General features: G+C 66.9%; 12 protein-coding genes. 5 read left to right on the forward strand and 7 right to left on the reverse strand.

What is annotated here, in order from left to right:
* Positions 1 to 32 precede the first annotated feature (32 nt).
* Entirely contained in the window at positions 33 to 1,685 is a 1,653-nt protein-coding gene (locus AC3A4T_RS03415; RefSeq protein ID WP_487674102.1) for an alpha-glucosidase, read from the reverse strand.
* 288 nt (positions 1,686 to 1,973) lie between these two features.
* Between AC3A4T_RS03415 and AC3A4T_RS03420 the strand changes: the two genes are divergently transcribed.
* The 3 genes from AC3A4T_RS03420 (at position 1,974) to AC3A4T_RS03430 (ending at position 8,195) form a co-directional block, all read left to right on the forward strand.
* Complete coding sequence (locus tag AC3A4T_RS03420; protein ID WP_487674103.1) at positions 1,974 to 4,784, forward strand: TonB-dependent receptor; 2,811 nt, start codon at positions 1,974 to 1,976, stop codon at positions 4,782 to 4,784.
* A gap of 199 nt (positions 4,785 to 4,983) precedes the next feature.
* The gene (locus AC3A4T_RS03425; protein ID WP_487674104.1) at positions 4,984 to 6,513 is read left to right on the forward strand and encodes an MFS transporter; all 1,530 of its coding nucleotides are present in this window, start codon (positions 4,984 to 4,986) and stop codon (positions 6,511 to 6,513) included.
* The gene (locus AC3A4T_RS03430) at positions 6,510 to 8,195 is read left to right on the forward strand and encodes an alpha-amylase family glycosyl hydrolase (RefSeq protein ID WP_487674105.1); all 1,686 of its coding nucleotides are present in this window, start codon (positions 6,510 to 6,512) and stop codon (positions 8,193 to 8,195) included. Before AC3A4T_RS03425 ends, AC3A4T_RS03430 begins: the two co-directional genes overlap by 4 nt.
* A 195-nt stretch (positions 8,196 to 8,390) precedes the next feature.
* On the opposite strand, the gene AC3A4T_RS03435 is transcribed toward AC3A4T_RS03430, so the two are convergent.
* The 4 genes from AC3A4T_RS03435 to AC3A4T_RS03450 form a co-directional block, all read right to left on the reverse strand.
* Positions 8,391 to 9,422: a LacI family DNA-binding transcriptional regulator gene (locus tag AC3A4T_RS03435; RefSeq protein ID WP_487674106.1), complete on the reverse strand. Its 1,032-nt coding sequence runs from the start codon at positions 9,420 to 9,422 to the stop codon at positions 8,391 to 8,393.
* A 104-nt stretch (positions 9,423 to 9,526) separates the two neighbouring features.
* Positions 9,527 to 10,447, reverse strand: a complete 921-nt coding sequence (locus AC3A4T_RS03440) for an ABC transporter permease subunit (RefSeq protein ID WP_487674107.1) — start codon at positions 10,445 to 10,447, stop codon at positions 9,527 to 9,529.
* Positions 10,447 to 11,157 (reverse strand): VIT1/CCC1 transporter family protein, encoded by a 711-nt coding sequence (locus AC3A4T_RS03445; RefSeq protein WP_487674108.1) that lies wholly within the window; start codon positions 11,155 to 11,157, stop codon positions 10,447 to 10,449. Before AC3A4T_RS03445 ends, AC3A4T_RS03440 begins: the two co-directional genes overlap by 1 nt.
* Before the next feature lie 10 nt (positions 11,158 to 11,167).
* A complete protein-coding gene (locus AC3A4T_RS03450) occupies positions 11,168 to 12,793 on the reverse strand; it encodes a peptide ABC transporter substrate-binding protein (RefSeq protein WP_487674109.1) in 1,626 nt (541 codons plus the stop codon).
* A 234-nt stretch (positions 12,794 to 13,027) separates the two neighbouring features.
* Here AC3A4T_RS03450 and AC3A4T_RS03455 point away from each other — a divergent pair, with 234 nt between their 5' ends.
* Entirely contained in the window at positions 13,028 to 14,407 is a 1,380-nt protein-coding gene (locus tag AC3A4T_RS03455) for a glutamate--cysteine ligase (protein WP_487674110.1), read from the forward strand.
* A 248-nt stretch (positions 14,408 to 14,655) separates the two neighbouring features.
* On the opposite strand, the gene AC3A4T_RS03460 is transcribed toward AC3A4T_RS03455, so the two are convergent.
* Positions 14,656 to 15,540, reverse strand: a complete 885-nt coding sequence (locus tag AC3A4T_RS03460) for a DMT family transporter (RefSeq protein ID WP_487674111.1) — start codon at positions 15,538 to 15,540, stop codon at positions 14,656 to 14,658.
* Between the two features lie 138 nt (positions 15,541 to 15,678).
* Here AC3A4T_RS03460 and AC3A4T_RS03465 point away from each other — a divergent pair, with 138 nt between their 5' ends.
* The gene (locus tag AC3A4T_RS03465) at positions 15,679 to 16,602 is read left to right on the forward strand and encodes a LysR family transcriptional regulator (RefSeq protein ID WP_487674112.1); all 924 of its coding nucleotides are present in this window, start codon (positions 15,679 to 15,681) and stop codon (positions 16,600 to 16,602) included.
* Positions 16,603 to 16,774: 172 nt separating this feature from the next.
* Here AC3A4T_RS03465 and AC3A4T_RS03470 read toward each other — a convergent pair whose 3' ends face one another.
* Positions 16,775 to 17,530, reverse strand: coding sequence for a tetratricopeptide repeat protein (locus AC3A4T_RS03470; RefSeq protein ID WP_487674113.1), 756 nt, complete (start codon positions 17,528 to 17,530; stop codon positions 16,775 to 16,777).
* Positions 17,531 to 17,585: the final 55 nt, after the last annotated feature.

Here is a 17,585-nt window from a genome sequence, read left to right on the forward strand (position 1 = left end):
GCCGCCGCGCGCAGTAGGAGCCGTTGCGCCGATCAGCGGCCGGCGCGCGCCGCGTAGATGCCGTAGGCCGGCAGGATCAGCCGCCCGTCGACGACCCGGCCCTGCGGCAGGCCGTGTCCCGAATCGACCGGCCAGTCCGCCATCGCGCCGAGTTCGACGCTGGCCTCGCCGTCGCCGAGATTGAACGCCATCAGCATCGCCTCGCTGCCTTCGCCGCGCACGAACGCGATCACCGGCTCGGCGCTGTCGACGAAGGCGATCGCGCCATCGAGCAACGCGGCATGGCGTTTGCGCCAGCTCAGGAAACGGCGAAAGCCATTGAGCATCGAATCGCGATCGGCATGCTGGGTGGCGACATCGAGCCCGCGATGGCTGGCCGGAATCGGCAGCCACGCCTCGCCGGTGCTGAAACCGGCGCGTTCGCTCGCGTCCCACGGCAGCGGCGTGCGGCAGCCGTCGCGGCCCTTGAAGGTCGGCCAGAACGCCTTGCCGTAGGGGTCCTGCAAGGATTCGTACGGCACCTCGGCCTCGGGCAGGCCGAGTTCCTCACCTTGATACACGCACACCGAGCCGCGCAGCGAACAGGTCAACGCGCTCAGCATGGTCGCGAAATGCGCCGGCCTGGCGCCGCGGCCCCAGCGCGTGACCACGCGCTGCACGTCGTGATTGGAAATCGCCCAGCACGGCCAGCCCTCGCGCATCGTGCCTTCCAGCCGCTGCACGGTGTCGCGGATGTGGGCGACGCTGTAATCGTCGGTCAGCAGTTCGAAGCTGTAGCCCATGTGCAGGCGGCCGTGACGGGTGTATTCGTCCATGGTCGCCAGCGAGTCTTCCGAGGAGATTTCGCCCAGCGCCACCGCGCCGGGGTATTCGTCCAGCAGCGCGCGCAGATCGGCGAGGAAGGCCAGATTCTGCGGCTGGGTGTTGTTGTAGTGGTGGTATTGGAACGCGTACGGATTGTCCGGGCTGAAGCCGCGGCCCACGCGCTGCGCCGGCGGCTTGGCCGGGTTGTCGCGCAGTTGCGCGTCGTGGAAGCAGAAGTTGATCGCGTCCAGGCGCAGGCCGTCGACGCCGCGTTCGAGCCAGAAGCGCACGTTTTCGAGCACCGCCGCGCGCACCGCCGGGTTGTGGAAATTCAGATCCGGCTGCGACGACAGGAAGTTGTGCAGGTAGTACTGCTGCCGGCGCGGTTCCCAGCGCCAGGCCACGCCGCCGAACAGCGACATCCAGTTGTTCGGCGCGGTGCCGTCCTCGCGCGCGTCGGCCCACACGTACCAATCGGAGTAGTCGTTGTCGCGGCTTTCGCGGCTGCGCTTGAACCATTCGTGTTCGCTGGAGGTGTGGCTGAGCACCTGATCGATCATTACCTTCAGGCCCAGCGCATGCGCCTTGGCCAACAGCCGGTCGAAATCGTCGATGCTGCCGAACAGCGGATCGACCGCGCGGTAATCGGCGATGTCGTAGCCGAAATCGGCCATCGGCGATTTGAAGAACGGCGAAATCCAGATCGCGTCCACGCCCAGGTCGGCGACATAACCGAGCTTGTCGATGATGCCGGGCAGGTCGCCGACGCCGTCGCCGTCGAGGTCGCGGAAGCTGCGCGGGTAGATCTGGTAGATCACCGCGCCGCGCCACCACAGGTCATCGCGCGGGGAGGGATCGGTGGAAAGGCTGACGGCTGACAAGTGACGCCCCTGATTCGATTGCGGTCTTCGTGCTGCACTGCCGCGATGCACGCCAGCTTACCGCCGCGAACCGGCGCGCCCCGAGCCTGTGCATACGTATTCACCCCTCAATCGCCAGACGAAGTGCGACATGAATGCGACTTCATCCCATGAATACGTATGCAGAACCCGCTGCGGGCGCGATCGCTTGCCTAACATGCGCCTCAGACCGAGGGCGTACGCCGCCCTGGCAACCGCAGCGCGCCGCAGTGCGCGCGCGGACGACACACAGCGCTTCTGGAGGGGAGCATGTCGAGACTCAAGCCGGCCACGCCGCAATCGCAATTCAATCGCCATCTGTTGGCGATGGCCCTGGCCTCGCTGGGGCTGTGCAGTTCGTGGACGGTGTGGGCGGCCGATGCGCCGGCGCCGCAGGACTCTGCGCCCGCAGCCGCGCAGGCTGAACCACAAAGCGCCGCGCACGAACTCGACGCGGTCCAGGTCACCGGGAACCGCCGCGTGCAGTCGATCCAGAAATACGCCGGCACGATCCAGTCGTTCAGCGGCGAGGACCTGGCCAAGCTCGGCATCAACACCGACTTCCGCAACCTGCAGGCGGTGGTGCCCGGACTGCAGATCACCAAGCAGGAAGGCAAGTACGAAATCTTCCTGCGCGGCATCGGCGCGGCCGATTCGGACTTCTCCTCCGATCCGTCGGTGGCGACCTACTACAACGGCATCTACCTGCCGCGTCCGCGCTCGATCGGGCCGATGTTCTTCGACGTCGACCGCATCGAGGTCAACAAGGGTCCGCAGGGCACGGTGCGCGGCCGCAACGCCACCGGCGGCTCGATCAACGTGATTTCCAAGCGCCCGGAACTCGGCGTGACCAGCGGCGGGCTCAAGATCGGCGCCGGCAATTACGACTTCACCAACGCCGAGGGCGTGCTCAACCTGCCGATCGGCGAGACCTTCGCGCTGCGCGCGGCCTTGTTCGACGAGGAGCGCTCCTCCTACATCAGCAACGGTTACCCCAAGTCGCTGTTCGATGCCGAAGGCCCCGGCGCGCTCGACAATCAGGCCGCGCGCCTGTCGATGCTGTGGGAGCCCAACGACAAGTTCTCCGCGTTCGTGATGCTCGACAAGGTCACCGAGCGCGGCACCGGCGACCCGGGCCTGTTCGCCGAGCGCGGCCTGTCGGCGGGCTACGACATCAAGGACCTGGACGATCCGTTCAAGCAGTACTTCCGCACCCAGGGCCAGACCACCAACGACATCGAAGGCATCGCCGGCACCTTCACCTACGCCTTCAACGACAAGGTCTCGGTCGAGTTCAACACCTCGTACCGCAAGTACGATTTCTACAACCGCAACGCCTCGCGCGAGTGGCAGCTCGGCCCGGTGTATCCGGGCTCCGAGCGCGAAGCCTATTTCAATCCCGAGCGCCTGGACTGGTACGACACCTTCTACCAGGCCGACAAGTCCAGCTCGACCATCAACGAACTGCGCTTCTTCGGCGACACCGGCCGGGTGATCTGGTCGGCGGGCCTGTTCAATTACGAAGAAAAGTACGACTACACCTCGTGGGACGTCGGCAACGGCTACTTCGGTGATTGCGACTGGTGGCGTCCTGGCACGATCTGCGGTTATCAGGATGGTTTGGGCGGCGAAAACCGCGGCGACAACTCCAAGGTCGAATCGAATGCGGCCTATGCCGATTTCAGCTTCGCCGCGACCGATTCGCTGCGCCTGATCGGCGGCGTGCGCTACACCCGCGACAAGAAGATCGCGCGCGAATCCAACGTCAAATACCAGTTCATCATTCCCGAGGAACTGTTCGCGCAGTTCACCGGCCAGCCGATCAACACTGCGACCAACCCCTACACCACCGGCCTGATCCTGGGTTCGCCGGGCTTTCGCCTGGCGCCTCCGGGCAATCGCGGCGGCGGCTCTCCGAGCATCTGCACTGGCTGGAGTCCGGCCGATCTGCGTTGCGGCCCCGGCGGCAACACGCTCGACTATTTCCTCGGCGGCATCCAGAACTTCGGCGCGCAGGACAACTGGCAGCAGTTCCTGCAACAAAACCGCGACCAGATCCAGGTGATCGCGCGTTCGGATTTCCCCAACGGCCGCAGCGAAGACGTCTACAAGGACAGCTACGTCGACTGGCGCGTGGGCTTCGAGTACGACATCAATCCGCAGGTGATGGTGTACGGCACCGTGTCGACCGGTACCCGCTCGGGCGGCATCAACCGGCCGTTGCTGCTCAACGACGGCAGCGCGTTGGCGCCGACCTTCGAACCCGAAGAGCTGACTTCCTACGAAGCCGGCATCAAGGGCGATTACGTCTGGGGCGAGACCCCGGTGCGCCTGAACGCGTCGGTGTTCTACTACGATTACAAGAACAAGGTGCTGCAGAACCTGATCGACGTGCCGGCGCCGACCCCGACCAATCCCAACGCGACCAGCCGTCAGGTGTTCAACGACAACGCCGCCAACGCCAGCGTGCTGGGCCTGGAACTGGAAGGCCGGGTCGGTCTGCCGTACGGCTTCAACCTGGGCTACAACTTCACCTACCTGGATGCGACCTTCGACGAGTCGAATGTACTCGACACGCGTTCGGGCGGTCTGGGCCTGATCGTGCCGCTGGACGGCAACCGCCTGCCGAACACCTCGAAGTACAACGCCAACGTCAGCCTGTCGCAGACCATCGACATCGGCCGCGGCGCGCTGTCCTCGTTCGACTGGACGATCAACCTGACCTACCGCTCCGATTACTACCTGACCGCGTTCAACAGCCGCGGTTTCGGCCTGGACGCGAACGGCCGGGTGATCGAGATCCCGCTGCGCGACATGCCGTTCAACAACGGCTCCAACCCGGCCGCGGGCGGCGGCCCGGCCAACGGTATGGCGATGCGCGACGACGTCGACGGCTTCATGACCGTCAACGTCTCGGCCGGCCTGAATTTCGGCAGCGACAATCAGTTCCGCATCGACGGCTTCGTGTCCAACCTCACCGACGAGGTGTATTCGGGCAAGGGCTTCGTCAACAACGCGACCAATATTCGCTATCTGAATACGCCGCGGATGTATGGGGTGCGGTTCTCGTCGCAGTTCTGATCGGTTGCGGCAGCTGGTGGGTGAGAGCAAATCCCCCCTAACCCCCCTTTTTCAAAGGGGGGAACAGCACGCGGATGGATGAAGACCGCGTCGCAACCGCTTGTCTTCCCCCTTTGCAAAAGGGGGATTGAGGGGGATTCGCTTTTGACTTTGCTCCTCAGCGCCAGCCCGTCGCCTCATCCCATGCCAGTATCCAGCCATGACCGATAGCCGCGACCCCAGCGCCCCGTCCCGCAAGCCGCAGCTCTCGTTCTGGCAGATCTGGAACATGTGCTTCGGCTTTCTCGGCATCCAGTTCGGCTTCGCGTTGCAGAACGCCAACGTCAGTCGCATCTTCCAGACCCTGGGCGCGCCGATCGACGACATCCCGATGCTGTGGATCGCCGCGCCGCTGACCGGCCTGATCGTGCAGCCCATCGTCGGCTACCTGTCCGATCGCACCTGGACCGGCCTCGGCCGCCGCCGCCCGTATTTCCTGATCGGCGCGGTGCTCGCGACCTTGGCGTTGATCGCGATGCCGAACTCGCCGACGTTGTGGATCGCCGCCGGCCTGCTGTGGATCCTCGACGCCTCGATCAATATCTCGATGGAGCCGTTCCGCGCCTTCGTCGGCGATCAACTGCCGCAACAGCAACGCGCCAGCGGCTATGCGATGCAGAGCTTCTTCATAGGCGTGGGCTCGGTGATCGCCAGCCTGCTGCCGTTCGCGCTCGCCCACTTCGGCGTCGGCAACACCGCCGGACCGGGCGAAGTGCCCGACACCGTGCGCTATGCGTTCTACTTCGGCGGCGCGGTGCTGCTGCTGTCGGTCGGCTGGACCGTGCTGCGCACGCGCGAATATCCGCCGGCGCAACTGCACGCCTTCGACGAAGCGCCGGTGCTGGCGCGACCCAATCGCGACCGCGTGCGTTGCCTGCTGCTGGGCGCGTCGTGGATGGTGGTCGGCGCCATCGTCGCGACCACGATCTCGATGCTCGGCTGGGACAAGCAGTTGTATGTGCTGGCCGCGCTGATCGCCGCGTTCGGGCTGGCGCTGGCGCTGCGCGGCGTGGTCGGCGACAGCGGCGGTTTCGCGTCGGTGATGGACGATCTGGCGGCGATGCCGACCACCATGCTGCGCCTGGCGGTGGTGCAGTTCTTCTCCTGGTTCGCCTTGTTCGCGATGTGGATCTACACCACGCCGGCGGTCACCCAACTGCATTACCACAGCAGCGACACCGCCTCGGCCGCGTACAACGAGGGCGCGAACTGGGTCGGCGTGTTGTTCGCCGCCTACAACGGCTTCGCCGCGCTGGCCGCGATCGTGATCCCGCCGATGACCCGCCGTTGGGGCCTGCGCTGGAGCCATCTGTTCAACGTCTTTCTCGGCGGCGCCGGCTTGATTTCGATCGCATTGATCCGCGATCCGCAATGGCTGCTGCTGTCGATGCTCGGGGTCGGATTCGCCTGGGCCTCGATCCTGTCGCTGCCGTACGCGATGCTGTCCGACAGCGTGCCGGCGGCGAAGATGGGCGTGTTCATGGGCATCTTCAATTTCTTCATCGTGATTCCGCAGCTGGTCGCGGCGAGCCTGCTGGGCTTTCTGCTCAAGCATCTGTTCGGCGGACAGCCGGCGATGGCGCTGGTGATTGGCGGCGTCAGCCTGTTCCTGGCCGGGCTGTGCGTGTTGTGGGTGCGCGAACCCGGTCAGGCTGCGGAGCCGGTCGCTGCCGAGCAGGCGCGCGCATGAAGACGCTTACGATCGCGCTGTTGAGTCTGACGCTGGCGGCCTGCGCGCATGGCGCGCGCGATGCGAAACCTGCGCGCGATTACTACGGCACCCTGGAGCCGATGGCGAGTGACGCGGTGTACTTCGTGGTCACCGACCGTTTCGTCAACGGCGATACCAGCAACGACCAGCGCGAGCAGGGCGGGCCGGACCCGGCGACGCGGACCTTCGATCGTCCGGTCGCGGGCGGACCACCCGGACAAAGCGACAACATCGGCTACCTCGGCGGCGACTTCAAAGGTCTGCTCGACAACGCTAGTTACATCCGCGACATGGGGTTCAGCGCGGTGTGGCTGACGCCGATCGTCGACAATCCCGATCAGGCTTTCACCGGCGGCGATGCGGTGACCTGGGGCGGTGCGTTCCAGGATCGCGGCAAGACCGGTTATCACGGGTACTGGGGCGTGGATTTCTATCGGCTCGACGAGCATCTGCCGAGCCGCGATCTGGATTTCGCCGGACTGACCCGTGGGCTCAAGCGCCATGGCCTGAAGACCGTGCTCGACATCGTCGCCAATCACGGCTCGCCGTCGTTCACCATGCCGGTCGATCAGCCCAAGTACGGCGAGATCTATCGCGACGGCGTGCTGGTCGCCGATCATCAGAATCTCGCGCCGGACCAACTCGATCCCGCTGATAACCCGTTGCACCGGTTCTTCCACAACGAAAAGGATCTGGTGCAGCTCTCGAACATCGACGACACCAATCCCGCGGTGCTGGATTACTTCGTCGGCGCGTACTCGCAATGGATCGACCAGGGCGCCGACGCGTTCCGCATCGACACCATCCGACACATGCCGCCGGCGTTCTGGAAGCGGTTCTCCGACCGCATCCGCGCCAAGCGGCCGGGCTTTTTCATGTTCGGCGAGGCCTTCGACTACAAGGCCGAGAACATCGCGCCGTTCACCTGGGCGAGCAACGGCGGGGTCAGCGTGCTCGATTTCCCGCTCAAGGAGCGGATGGCCGAGGTGTTCGGGCGCAAGCGCGGCGATTTCGCATTGCTGACCGAGCGGCTGTATCTGACCGATGGCCCGTACGCGAACCCGTACGAGCTGATGACGTTCTACGACAACCACGACATGCCGCGCCTGGATGCCAGCGACGAGGGTTTCATCGACGCGCACCACTGGCTGTTCACCGCGCGCGGGATACCGGTGATCTATTACGGCTCGGAGGTCGGCTTCGAGCGCGGGCGCGCGGAGCATGCGGGAAATCGCAATTATTTCGGCCAGTCGCGCGTCGACGCGGCGCGCGGTAATCCGATTCGCGAATCGCTCAAGCGCATCGCGAAGGTGCGCGAAGCTTCGCCGGCGTTGCAGCGCGGCTTGCAGTTGAATGTTGAGTTGCGCGGCGACCGGGCGGTGTTCTACCGGGTGTACGAGCATGCCGGGCAATCGCAGATCGCCCTGGTGCTGCTCAACAAGGGCGATGCGGCGGCGCGCTTCGAGGTAAGCGAGTATCTGCAGGCCGGGCGTTGGCGCGCGGCGCTGGGTGGGGGCGAGATGGACGTGGCCGAGGGTGGGATGCTTCGCGCGTCGGTGCCGGCGCATGGGGTTGAGGTTTATGTTCTCGATCAGCCCGTGGTTCGCGAGGATCTGCGTGTGGCGTTGGATCGCGCGATGGGGCGTGCGCGGCGGCGTTGAGTGCGCTGTTTGATTGCGGCGCTTGCATCTGCAAATTGCCAAGTCCCGACGAATGTTTTGTATCGTCATTCCCGCGAAGACGGGAATCCGGTGACTTCAGCGCGGTCCAACCAGATCGTCATTCCCGCGTTCGCGGGAATGACGGTAGGTAGGATTGTCGAGGCTGGTGACTAATGAAGAGCCTGTCGGCCCACCTCACTCCGCCCCACACGACTTACGCACCACCAACGCCGTAGGCAACCGAATACTCTCCGCCGCCTCCCCCCGCACCAAGGTCATCAGCGTATCCACCAACAGCTCCCCGGCCTGCTTGGTGTCCTGAAAAATCGTGGTCAGCGGCGGATGGGCGAAGCGCGCCATCGGGATATCGTCGAAGCCGATCACCGACACGTCCTCGGGTACGCGCAGCCCGCTTTCGGTCAGCGCGCGCATCGCGCCCAGCGCGATCAGGTCGCTCGCCGCGAACACCGCGTCGAACGGCAGCGCGCGCGCGATCAATTCGCGCGCGGCGGCGTGGCCGGCGTCTTCGGAGCTTTCGGCGTCGACCTGCAAGGCGCGATCCATCACCAAGCCGGCGTCGTGCAAGGCCTGCTCGCAGCCGAGAAAGCGATCGAGGAATTCGGGATAGTGGGTGGACGCGTCGCCGAGAAACGCGACCCGCTTGCGTCCCAGCGCGACCAGATGCGCGCCGGCCTGTCGGCCGCCGCCGATGTTCTCGCAGCCGATCGACAGGCCCGGCTGGTCCGGCAACACCGCGCCCCAGCGGACGAAGCGGGTGCCTTGCTCGACCAGTTTCTGCAGCTTGCCCTGATACGCGAGGTAATCGCCGTAGCCGAGCAGGATCAGCCCGTCGGCCTTCATGCTGTCTTCGTAGTCGCCGGCCCAGTCGTCGGACAGTTGCTGGAACGAGATCAGCAAGTCCTGGCCGTGGCGCGCGCAGGCGCGGGTGATCGAGCCGAGCATCGACAGGAAGAACGGGTTGATGTGCGATTCGTCCGGGGTCGGGTCTTCGAACAGCAGCATCGCCAAGGTGCCCGAGCGCTGCCGGCGCAGGCTGGAGGCGTGACGGTCGACCTTGTAATTGAGCTCGCGCACCACCGCTTCGACCCGTTTGCGGGTCTCGGCGTTGACCAGGGTGCTGCCGCTGAGCACGCGCGACACCGTGGCCTGGGACACACCGGCGAGGTGGGCGATGTCGAGCGAGGTGGCTTTCGACTTCTTGCGCATGGTGGCGAGTTTGGCACGGGATTCGGGATTAGAGATTCGAGATTCAAGGCGGCGTGGCCGGCTTTACCCCCGAATCCCGAATCTCCAATCCCGAATCCCGGCTTTCAGCGAGGATCCATCCACCCCCGCAACGCATCCACCACCACATTGATCGCCACGATCAGCGCGCCGATCACCAGCACCACGCCGAGCACCAGGGTGTAGTCGCGGTTCAAGGCGCCCTGGACGAAATAGCGGCCCATGCCGGGGATGCCGAATACCTGCTCGACCACCGCCGAACCGGTGACCACGTTGATCAGCGCGGGCGACAGCCACGCCACCACCGGCAGCAATGCCGGCTTGAGCGCGTGCGCGAACAGCAAGCGCGTATCGGATAAACCACGCGCGCGCGCCGCGCGCAGGTAGTCGGCCGACAGCACGTCGAGCATCGAAGCGCGGGTCAGGCGCGCGCAGTAAGCGATGTTCGGCAAGGCCAGCGCGATCACCGGCAGCACCACGTTGTTCCAGTCGCCCCAGCCGCCGGCCGGCAGCCAGTGCAAGGTGACCGCGAACAACAGCACCAGCAGCGGCGCGACCACGAACTTGGGCACCGCCAGGCCGAGACCGGCGAGCAGCATCAGCGCGCGATCGGTCCAGCCGCCGGCGCGCAAGGCCGCCCACACGCCGACGCTGACGCCGATCAGCACCGCCAGCAGCAGCGCCAGGCCGCCGTTCAAGGCCGACACCGGCAACGCGTTGGCGATCAGCTGATTGACGGTGTAGTCGGGGTATTGGAACGACGGCCCGAGATCGCCGCGCAGCGCGTCGCCGAGCCAGCCCAGGTACTGCATCGGCAGCGATTGATCGAGCCGGTACTGCGCGTCGAGTACGGCCTGCACTTCCGGCGGCGCGGCTTTCTCGGTGTCGAACGGGCCGCCCGGCGCGGCGCGCAGCAGGGCGAAGCACAGCGTCGCCAGCAACAGCAGGGTGACCAGCGCTTCGAGCAGGCGCGAGGCGAAGCGCGCGGGCAAGGAATCGGCGCGCATCAGACGTGCACGTCGAACAGTCGGCCGACCAGGCTCGCCGCGGCCATCGCCAGCGCGCCCCAGAACGCGACCCGCAGCGCGCCGCGCAGCACCGGCGCACCGCCAGTCCAGGCCGCGAGTGCGCCGGAGATCGACAGGCCGATCAAGGTGATCGGGATCGCGACCGCCTCGGTCCGGCCGGCCGGCGCCAGCAGCACCGCGGCGATCGGCAGCACCGCGCCGGCGATGAACGCCGCTGCCGAGGTCAGCGCGGCCTGCACCGGCCGCGCGCGCAAGGTGTCGGTGATGCCGAGTTCGTCGCGCGCGTGGCTGCCCAGCGCGTCGTGCGCGGTCAGCTGTTGCGCGACTTCGTGCGCGAGTTCCGGCGTCAATCCGCGCTGCACGTAGATGCGCGCGAGCTCGGCCAGTTCGCTTTGCGGATCGTCGTCGAGTTCGCGCTGTTCCACCGCGATGTCGGCGCGTTCGGTGTCGGCCTGCGACTGCACCGACACGTATTCGCCGGCCGCCATCGACATCGCCCCGGCGACGGTGCCGGCGATGCCGCTGGTCAGGATCGCGCCGGGCGATGCGCCGCTGGCGGCGACGCCGACCACCAGGCCGGCGATCGAGACGATGCCGTCGTTGGCGCCGAGCACGGCCGCGCGCAGCCAGCCCACGCGCTCGGAGCGGTGACGTTCGGGATGGCGGCTGCGCGATTGCGGCGTGGTCATGGCGATGCGCTCATGGCGACAGACTCAGCCAACGGCTGGCGTGGCGATCGAGTGCGTTGGCTTCGAAACCGCGCACGTTGTCGGCGACCAGATGCTTGGAACTGTAGAAATACAGCGGAATCGCCGCGTTGTCGTTCAACAGGCGCTGCTCGGCCGCGCGCAGCCAGGCATTGCGCGCCGCTTCGGAATGCGCGGCATCGGCCTTGGCCAGGCGTTCGCGATAACCGGCGTCGTCGTAGCCCATCCAGTTCAACGGCCCGTCGCTGCCGAACGCGGCGAGGAAGTTGCGCGCATCGGCCAGATCGCCGATCCAGCCGCCGCGGAACACCTGGGTGATGGTGCGCTGCTTTCGGTTCTGCACGAACACTTTCCATTCCTCGTTGCGCAGCCGCACCTGCACGCCGAGGGTCTGCCGCCACATCGCCGCGACCGCGAGGGTCAGGCGACGGTGCGGGGTCGAGGTGTTGTAGCGCAGTTCGATCACCAGCGGTTTGTCGTCCGAATAACCCGCATGCCGATACAGTGCGCGCGCATGCGCTTCGCGTTCGGCCTGGCTCAACGACTGCCACGGCATCGCCGCGGGCGTATACCCGGCGATGCCCGGCGGCACGATGCCGTAGGCCGGGGTTTCACCCAGGCCGGTGACATAGCGGGTGAGTTTGTCGCGATCGATCGCCAGGGTCAGCGCGCGACGCAGCGCGAGTTCGCGGTCGTCGCAGGGCGGCGTCGAGCAAGCGGCGCTGCGCAGCGGCGGGCGGGTCAGATTGATGCCGAGCCAGAACGCGCCCAGGTACGGCGACAAGCGCAACTGCGTGCCGAAACGTTTGCGCAAGGCGGGCAACGGCTGCGGCGGCACCACCTCGGTGATGTGCAGGTCGCCGGCGGCGAAGCGTTGCAGTTCGGCGGCGGCGTCTTCGGTGACCTGAAAACGCACGCGTTCGATCGCGACCGCGGCGGCATCGTGGAAACGCGGATTCTTCTCCACCACCAGGTTGGCCTGCGGCGTCCACGCCGCCAATCGGTACGCGCCGTTCGATACCAATCGCCCCGGCCGCGTATGTTGCGCGCCGTACTGTTCGACCGCGGGCAGGTACACCGGGAAGGCGATCGGCAAGGTCAGCAAGGCCGGCAAGCCGGCGCTGCGATTCAGTCGAAACACCAGGGTGCGCGCGTCGCTCGCGCTGACGCCGAGCCGTTCCGGCGGCAGTTTGCCGGCCTGCACCGCCTGCGCGTTGTCGAGCGCGTCGAACAGTTCGCCGAACGGCGCGGCGGTGGCCGGGGCGAACGCGCGGCGGAAACTGGCGACGATCTGGTGCGCGTCGATCGGCTCGCCGTTGCTCCACTGCAGGCCTTCGCGCAGGGTGAAGGTCCAGCTGCGGCCGTCGGCCGAGACCGACCAGCGCTGCGCCATGCCCGGGATCAGCCGGCCGCGCGCGTCCTCGGTGACCAGGCCTTCGTACAGGTCGCGCAGCACGTTGCCGCAGGCGACTTCCTGGCAGCGGTGGGCGTCCAGCGTGCTCGGCTCCGGGCCGTTGCCGCGTTCGAGCGTCGCCGCCGCGGCCTGCGCCCGCGCGCCCGGCGCTATCAGCCACAGCAACGCCAGCGCCAGTGGCAAGGCCGCACCATAGCGTTGCAAGGCGGACGTTGTTCGGTGCAAGGCGGGGTCTACACTGCCGGGGGTCTTGCGATTGTAGGGCAGGTGCCGCATATCCAGACCCGAAACCCAGGCAATGCAGGTCGTCAGGTTTGCGCCGGTCCTCGCCCGTCGAGGCGCCGGCCGCGTCCGCTGGGTTGGCGGGCGCGCAATCCGCGCAGCGATGCGCGAGCAGGGCATAGTGCCTTGCAGCAGGTTTTTCTCAGCGAGGTGGATGTGTCCGGTCCCAGCCAGGTCAAGGATCTCGAGATTCCCGACATCAAGGGCGGCGCGCGCGCCGTGCTGGTGGATTACCTGGCCTCGGGCGTGCGCCCGGAGTCGGATTGGAAGATCGGCACCGAGCACGAGAAATTCGGTTTCCGCACCGACGATCTGCGGCCGCCGACCTTCGACGGCGATCGCGGCATCGAGGCCTTGCTCAAGGGCCTGGTCCAGTTCGGCTGGACGCCGGTGGAGGAAAAAGGCCGGGTGATCGCGCTGACCCGCGACGAGGCCTCGGTATCGCTGGAGCCGGCCGGTCAGCTGGAGTTGTCGGGCGCGCCGCTGGCGACCCTGCACGACACCTGCGTGGAGGCGGCGACCCATCTGCGCGAAGTGCGCACCGTCGCCGAGCCGATGGGCCTGGGCTTCCTCGGCATGGGTTTCCAGCCCAAGTGGCGCCGCGACGACATGCCGTGGATGCCGAAGGGCCGCTACAAGATCATGCGCGACTACATGCCCAAGGTCGGTTCGCTCGGCCTGGACATGATGACCCGCACCAGCACCGTGCAGGTCAACCTCGACGTGCGCGACGAGCCCGACATGGTGAAGAAGTTCCGCGTGTCGCTGGCGTTGCAGCCGATCGCGACCGCGCTGTTCGCCGATTCGCCGTTCACCGAAGGCCAGCCGAACGGCTATCTGTCGTACCGCTCGCACATCTGGACCGACACCGATCGCGACCGCACCGGCCTGCTCGATTTCGTGTTCGAGGACGGCTTCGGTTACGAGCGCTATGTCGATTACCTGCTCGATGTGCCGATGTACTTCGTGTACCGCGACGGCACCTATATCGATGCGGCCGGGCAGTCGTTCCGCGACTACCTCGAAGCCAAGCTGCCGGCGTATCCGAACCAGCGCCCGACCTTGAAGGACTGGGCCGATCACACCACCACCGCGTTCCCGGAAGTGCGGCTGAAGAAGTATCTGGAAATGCGCGGCGCCGACTCGGGCCCGTGGAACCGGATCTGCGCGCTGTCGGCGTTCTGGGTCGGCCTGCTGTACGACGCCGATGCGCTCGACGCGGCCTGGGACCTGGTGCTCGACTTCACTCCGGCCGAGCGCCACGCCTTGCGCGACGGCGTGCCGCAGCACGGCTTCCACCTGCCGTTCCGCGACGGCAAGGTGTTGGACCTGGCGCGGCGCGCGCTGGAAATCTCCGCGCACGGTTTGAAGCGCCGCGCGCGCTTGAACCACAACGGCGCGGACGAATCGATCTATCTCGAGCCGCTGACCGAGTTCGTCGCGATGGGCAAGAGCCCGGCCGAACGCAAGCTCGAGCTGTTCCATGGCGCCTGGGGCGGCAGCGTGGATCCGGTGTTCAAGGAATTTGCGTACTGAGGTTCGGCTTGTCGCCGGTAGATGCGTTCTCTGAGCGCATCCGTACCAAACCGGTGGTCACGCCCTCCCGTGCTTTTCCCCCCTTTGCAAAAGGGGGGGGCAGGGGGGATTCGCTTCTACCCACAAGATCCCAGCGAATCCAATCGACCCGCATCGCGCCCAATCCCGCAACCGATTCACCCGGTAAACCGCACGTCCCGCGCAGCCACCACCCGCGCCACCGTCCCCAGCATCTCCAGTCGCAGTGCTCATGCGGGACCACCGGGATTCGGATTCGCGGCGACCGGCGCCGCGCGACGATTGCCGCGCAGCGCGGCGATCGCGCCGGCCACGATCAGCGCCGCACCGATCAAGGTCGCCGCGCGCGCCGCATGCCCGAACAGCAGCCAGTCCAGCGCCGCGCTGACCGGGACCGCCACATACATCAGCGGAGCCAGTGTGGAGGCGTTGTCCATGCCGCGATAGGCGAGGTCGCGCAGCGACTGACTGCCGAGGCTGCACGCGGCCATGCCGAGTAACGCGAGCAGCAACACCAGCGGCGGCTCGACCGCGAACGGCTGCGCCGGCATGCGCCAGCTCGCCAGCAGCACCAGCGGCAGGCCGATCATCGCCGCCTGCAGATACAGCTTGAACTGGGTGCGGAACGGCGGCTGATGCTGGGCGCTGCGGTAGAACAGCACCTGCGAGGCGGCCATCGCGAAACCGCCGAACAACGACACCAGCGCGTTCGCGTCGAGCCCGTGCCGGCCGGGCTGCAGCACCACCAGCACGCCGGCGAAGCCGACCGCCAGGCCGCAAAGGGTCGCCGGTTGCAAGCGTTCGCCGAGCCAGGCGCGCGCGATCAGCGGGATGAACAAGGGCCCGGTGTTGTACAGCAGCACCGCGTGCAGCAGGTCGCCGCGCATCGCCGCGAGCACGAAACAACCCTGCGACACGATCACCGCCACCGCGCGCACCCAGCCCGGCCGGTCGGCGAACGACCACACCGCGCGCCAGTCCTCGCGCCGGGCCAGCCCGACCAGGATCAAGCCGGGGATCGCGAACCGCAGCCAGGTGACCAGCTCCGGCGGCAGGCCGCGGGTGTAGCGGCTGAGCAGCCCGAGCAAGGCGAGGCAGATCGAGGCTGAGGCCATGAGGCCGGCGCGAACAACCAAGGGACGGGACGGCGAACGTACAGCCGAGGCAATCAGAGGGGCAGCAGACATATGGTAAAGATAGACCTGCAAGCCGCCATTAAAAATCTACAAAACCCACCATAGTGGTAAGTAAAAATGACCACAGCCGACCATAACCCCAGACGCCTGCCACCCCTGCGAGCCCTGCAAGCCTTCGCCGCCGTAATCCGCCACGACGGCATGCGCCGCGCCGCCGAACACCTGCACCTGAGCCACGCCGCGCTGAGCCAGCACGTCCAGCACCTGGAGGAAGCCTTCGGCCTGCGCCTGCTCGACCGCAGCGGCGGCGGCCGCGCCCGGCCGACCGCGCTGGGCCGCGAGTACGGCGAGGCCTTGATCGCCGGTTTCGAACAGATCGAAGCGGCGACCGCGCGCCTGCGTCTGCGTGGCGACGAGAGCCGGCGGCTGGTGCTGGGCGCGCCGACCAGCCTGAGCGTGAGCCTGCTGTTGCCGCGGATCGAGGAATTCGGCGCCGATGCCGGCTTCGACCTGCAACTGTTCTGTCCGGCCGCGGCAGCGGATCTGGCCCACAGCCGCATCCACGCCTTGCTGATGCACGGCGATCCGCGCGAACAGGGACTGCAGGGCGAGTTGCTGTTCGAGCAAGCCTTGCTGCCGGTGGCGTCGCCCGAGTTGATCGCGCGCCTGGACCCGCGGCGCTGGTGGCAGGACGCGACGCCGGGCGTGCGCGTGCTGCATGTGGTCAGCGACGGCTGGCGTCACGATTGGCCGGCGTGGTTCGGCGAGGATCCGACGACCTGGCCGCTGCCGCATTTGAGCCTGTCCTCGCCGATGCCGGCGATCAGCGCCGCGCTGGCGGGACAGGGCATCGCGCTGATGTATCCGCGCCTGATCGCCGACCGATTGGCCAGCGGCGAATTGCGTGTGTTGCCTTCGCCGTATCCGGCGCACGTCAAGCGCCTGTACCTGGCGTGGTTGCCCGAGGCGCAGGGCAGCGGGCGGCTGGAGCGCGTGCGCGACTGGCTGGGGGAATTGTTGGGTGGTGGCGCGGCGAGCTGAAACAAAAGCGTCGGGGCTGAAGCCCCTCCCACAAAAGACCTCGCAGCGGCGCCGTCTTCATCTGGGAGGAACTGCTTTCAAAAGGAACCCCTTCCACAAAAGATTGCGTCGCCGCGAGGTCTTTTGTGGGAGGGGCTTCAGCCCCGACGCCTTTCGCTCAAATCGCCTCGCCCTACATGCTCTGCGCGCGCTTGCCCAATTCCTTGAGCCTATCCAGCGCCGGCTTGTTCATCCGCCGCGCATACGCCGGCAAGCGCTTGGCCCGCGTCTGCGCCTGCTCGCACACCTCGCGCGCGCGACCGAGTTCGCCCCAGCCGATCAGGCATTCCACGTAGTGCACATGCGCGTCGAAGCTGCTGCTGTAACCGACCAGCGCCTCAAATTCTTCCTTCGCCTTGGCCTTGTCGCCGCCCGCCGCGACTGCGCGCGCATAGGTCAGATGGCCTTCGGGCGAGCGGAAATCGGGTTTGCGCGCGATCAAGTCCTCCAGCGTCTGACGCGCCTGCGCGGCGTCGCCGGCTTCCAGTAGCGCGTGCGCGAGCTTGACCTGGATCTGCGGATCGTCGCGATGGATGCCGCTGAGCGCGGCGCGGTACAGCGGCAGCGCGTCGCTGGCGCGGCCGGCGCCGAGCAACGCATCGGCCAGACGCATGCGGTTGTCGGTGGTGGCCGCGGTTTCGTACGCATCCTGCGCCTCGCGCAGTTCGCGGCCCGGATCGAGCAGGCGCCGCACGTTGCCGGCCAAGGCGCGGCCGTGACGGGTGTGGCGCTGGTCCGGCAGCCAGATCGCCACGCCGTAGACCACGCTGCCCAGCAGCGGGAACATGAAGAGAATCATCAGCCAGTAGCGGTCCTGGCCGCTGCGCACGACGTGCACGGCGAAACACAGCGCGACGATGACGTGCAAACCCAGGCCCAGGTACGGCATGACGCGATCCTTGCGAGTAGGGGCAAAACGGACGGCCGATAGTTTCGTGATTCCG

This window comes from Lysobacter sp. Soil_N_51 (genome assembly GCF_057655755.1).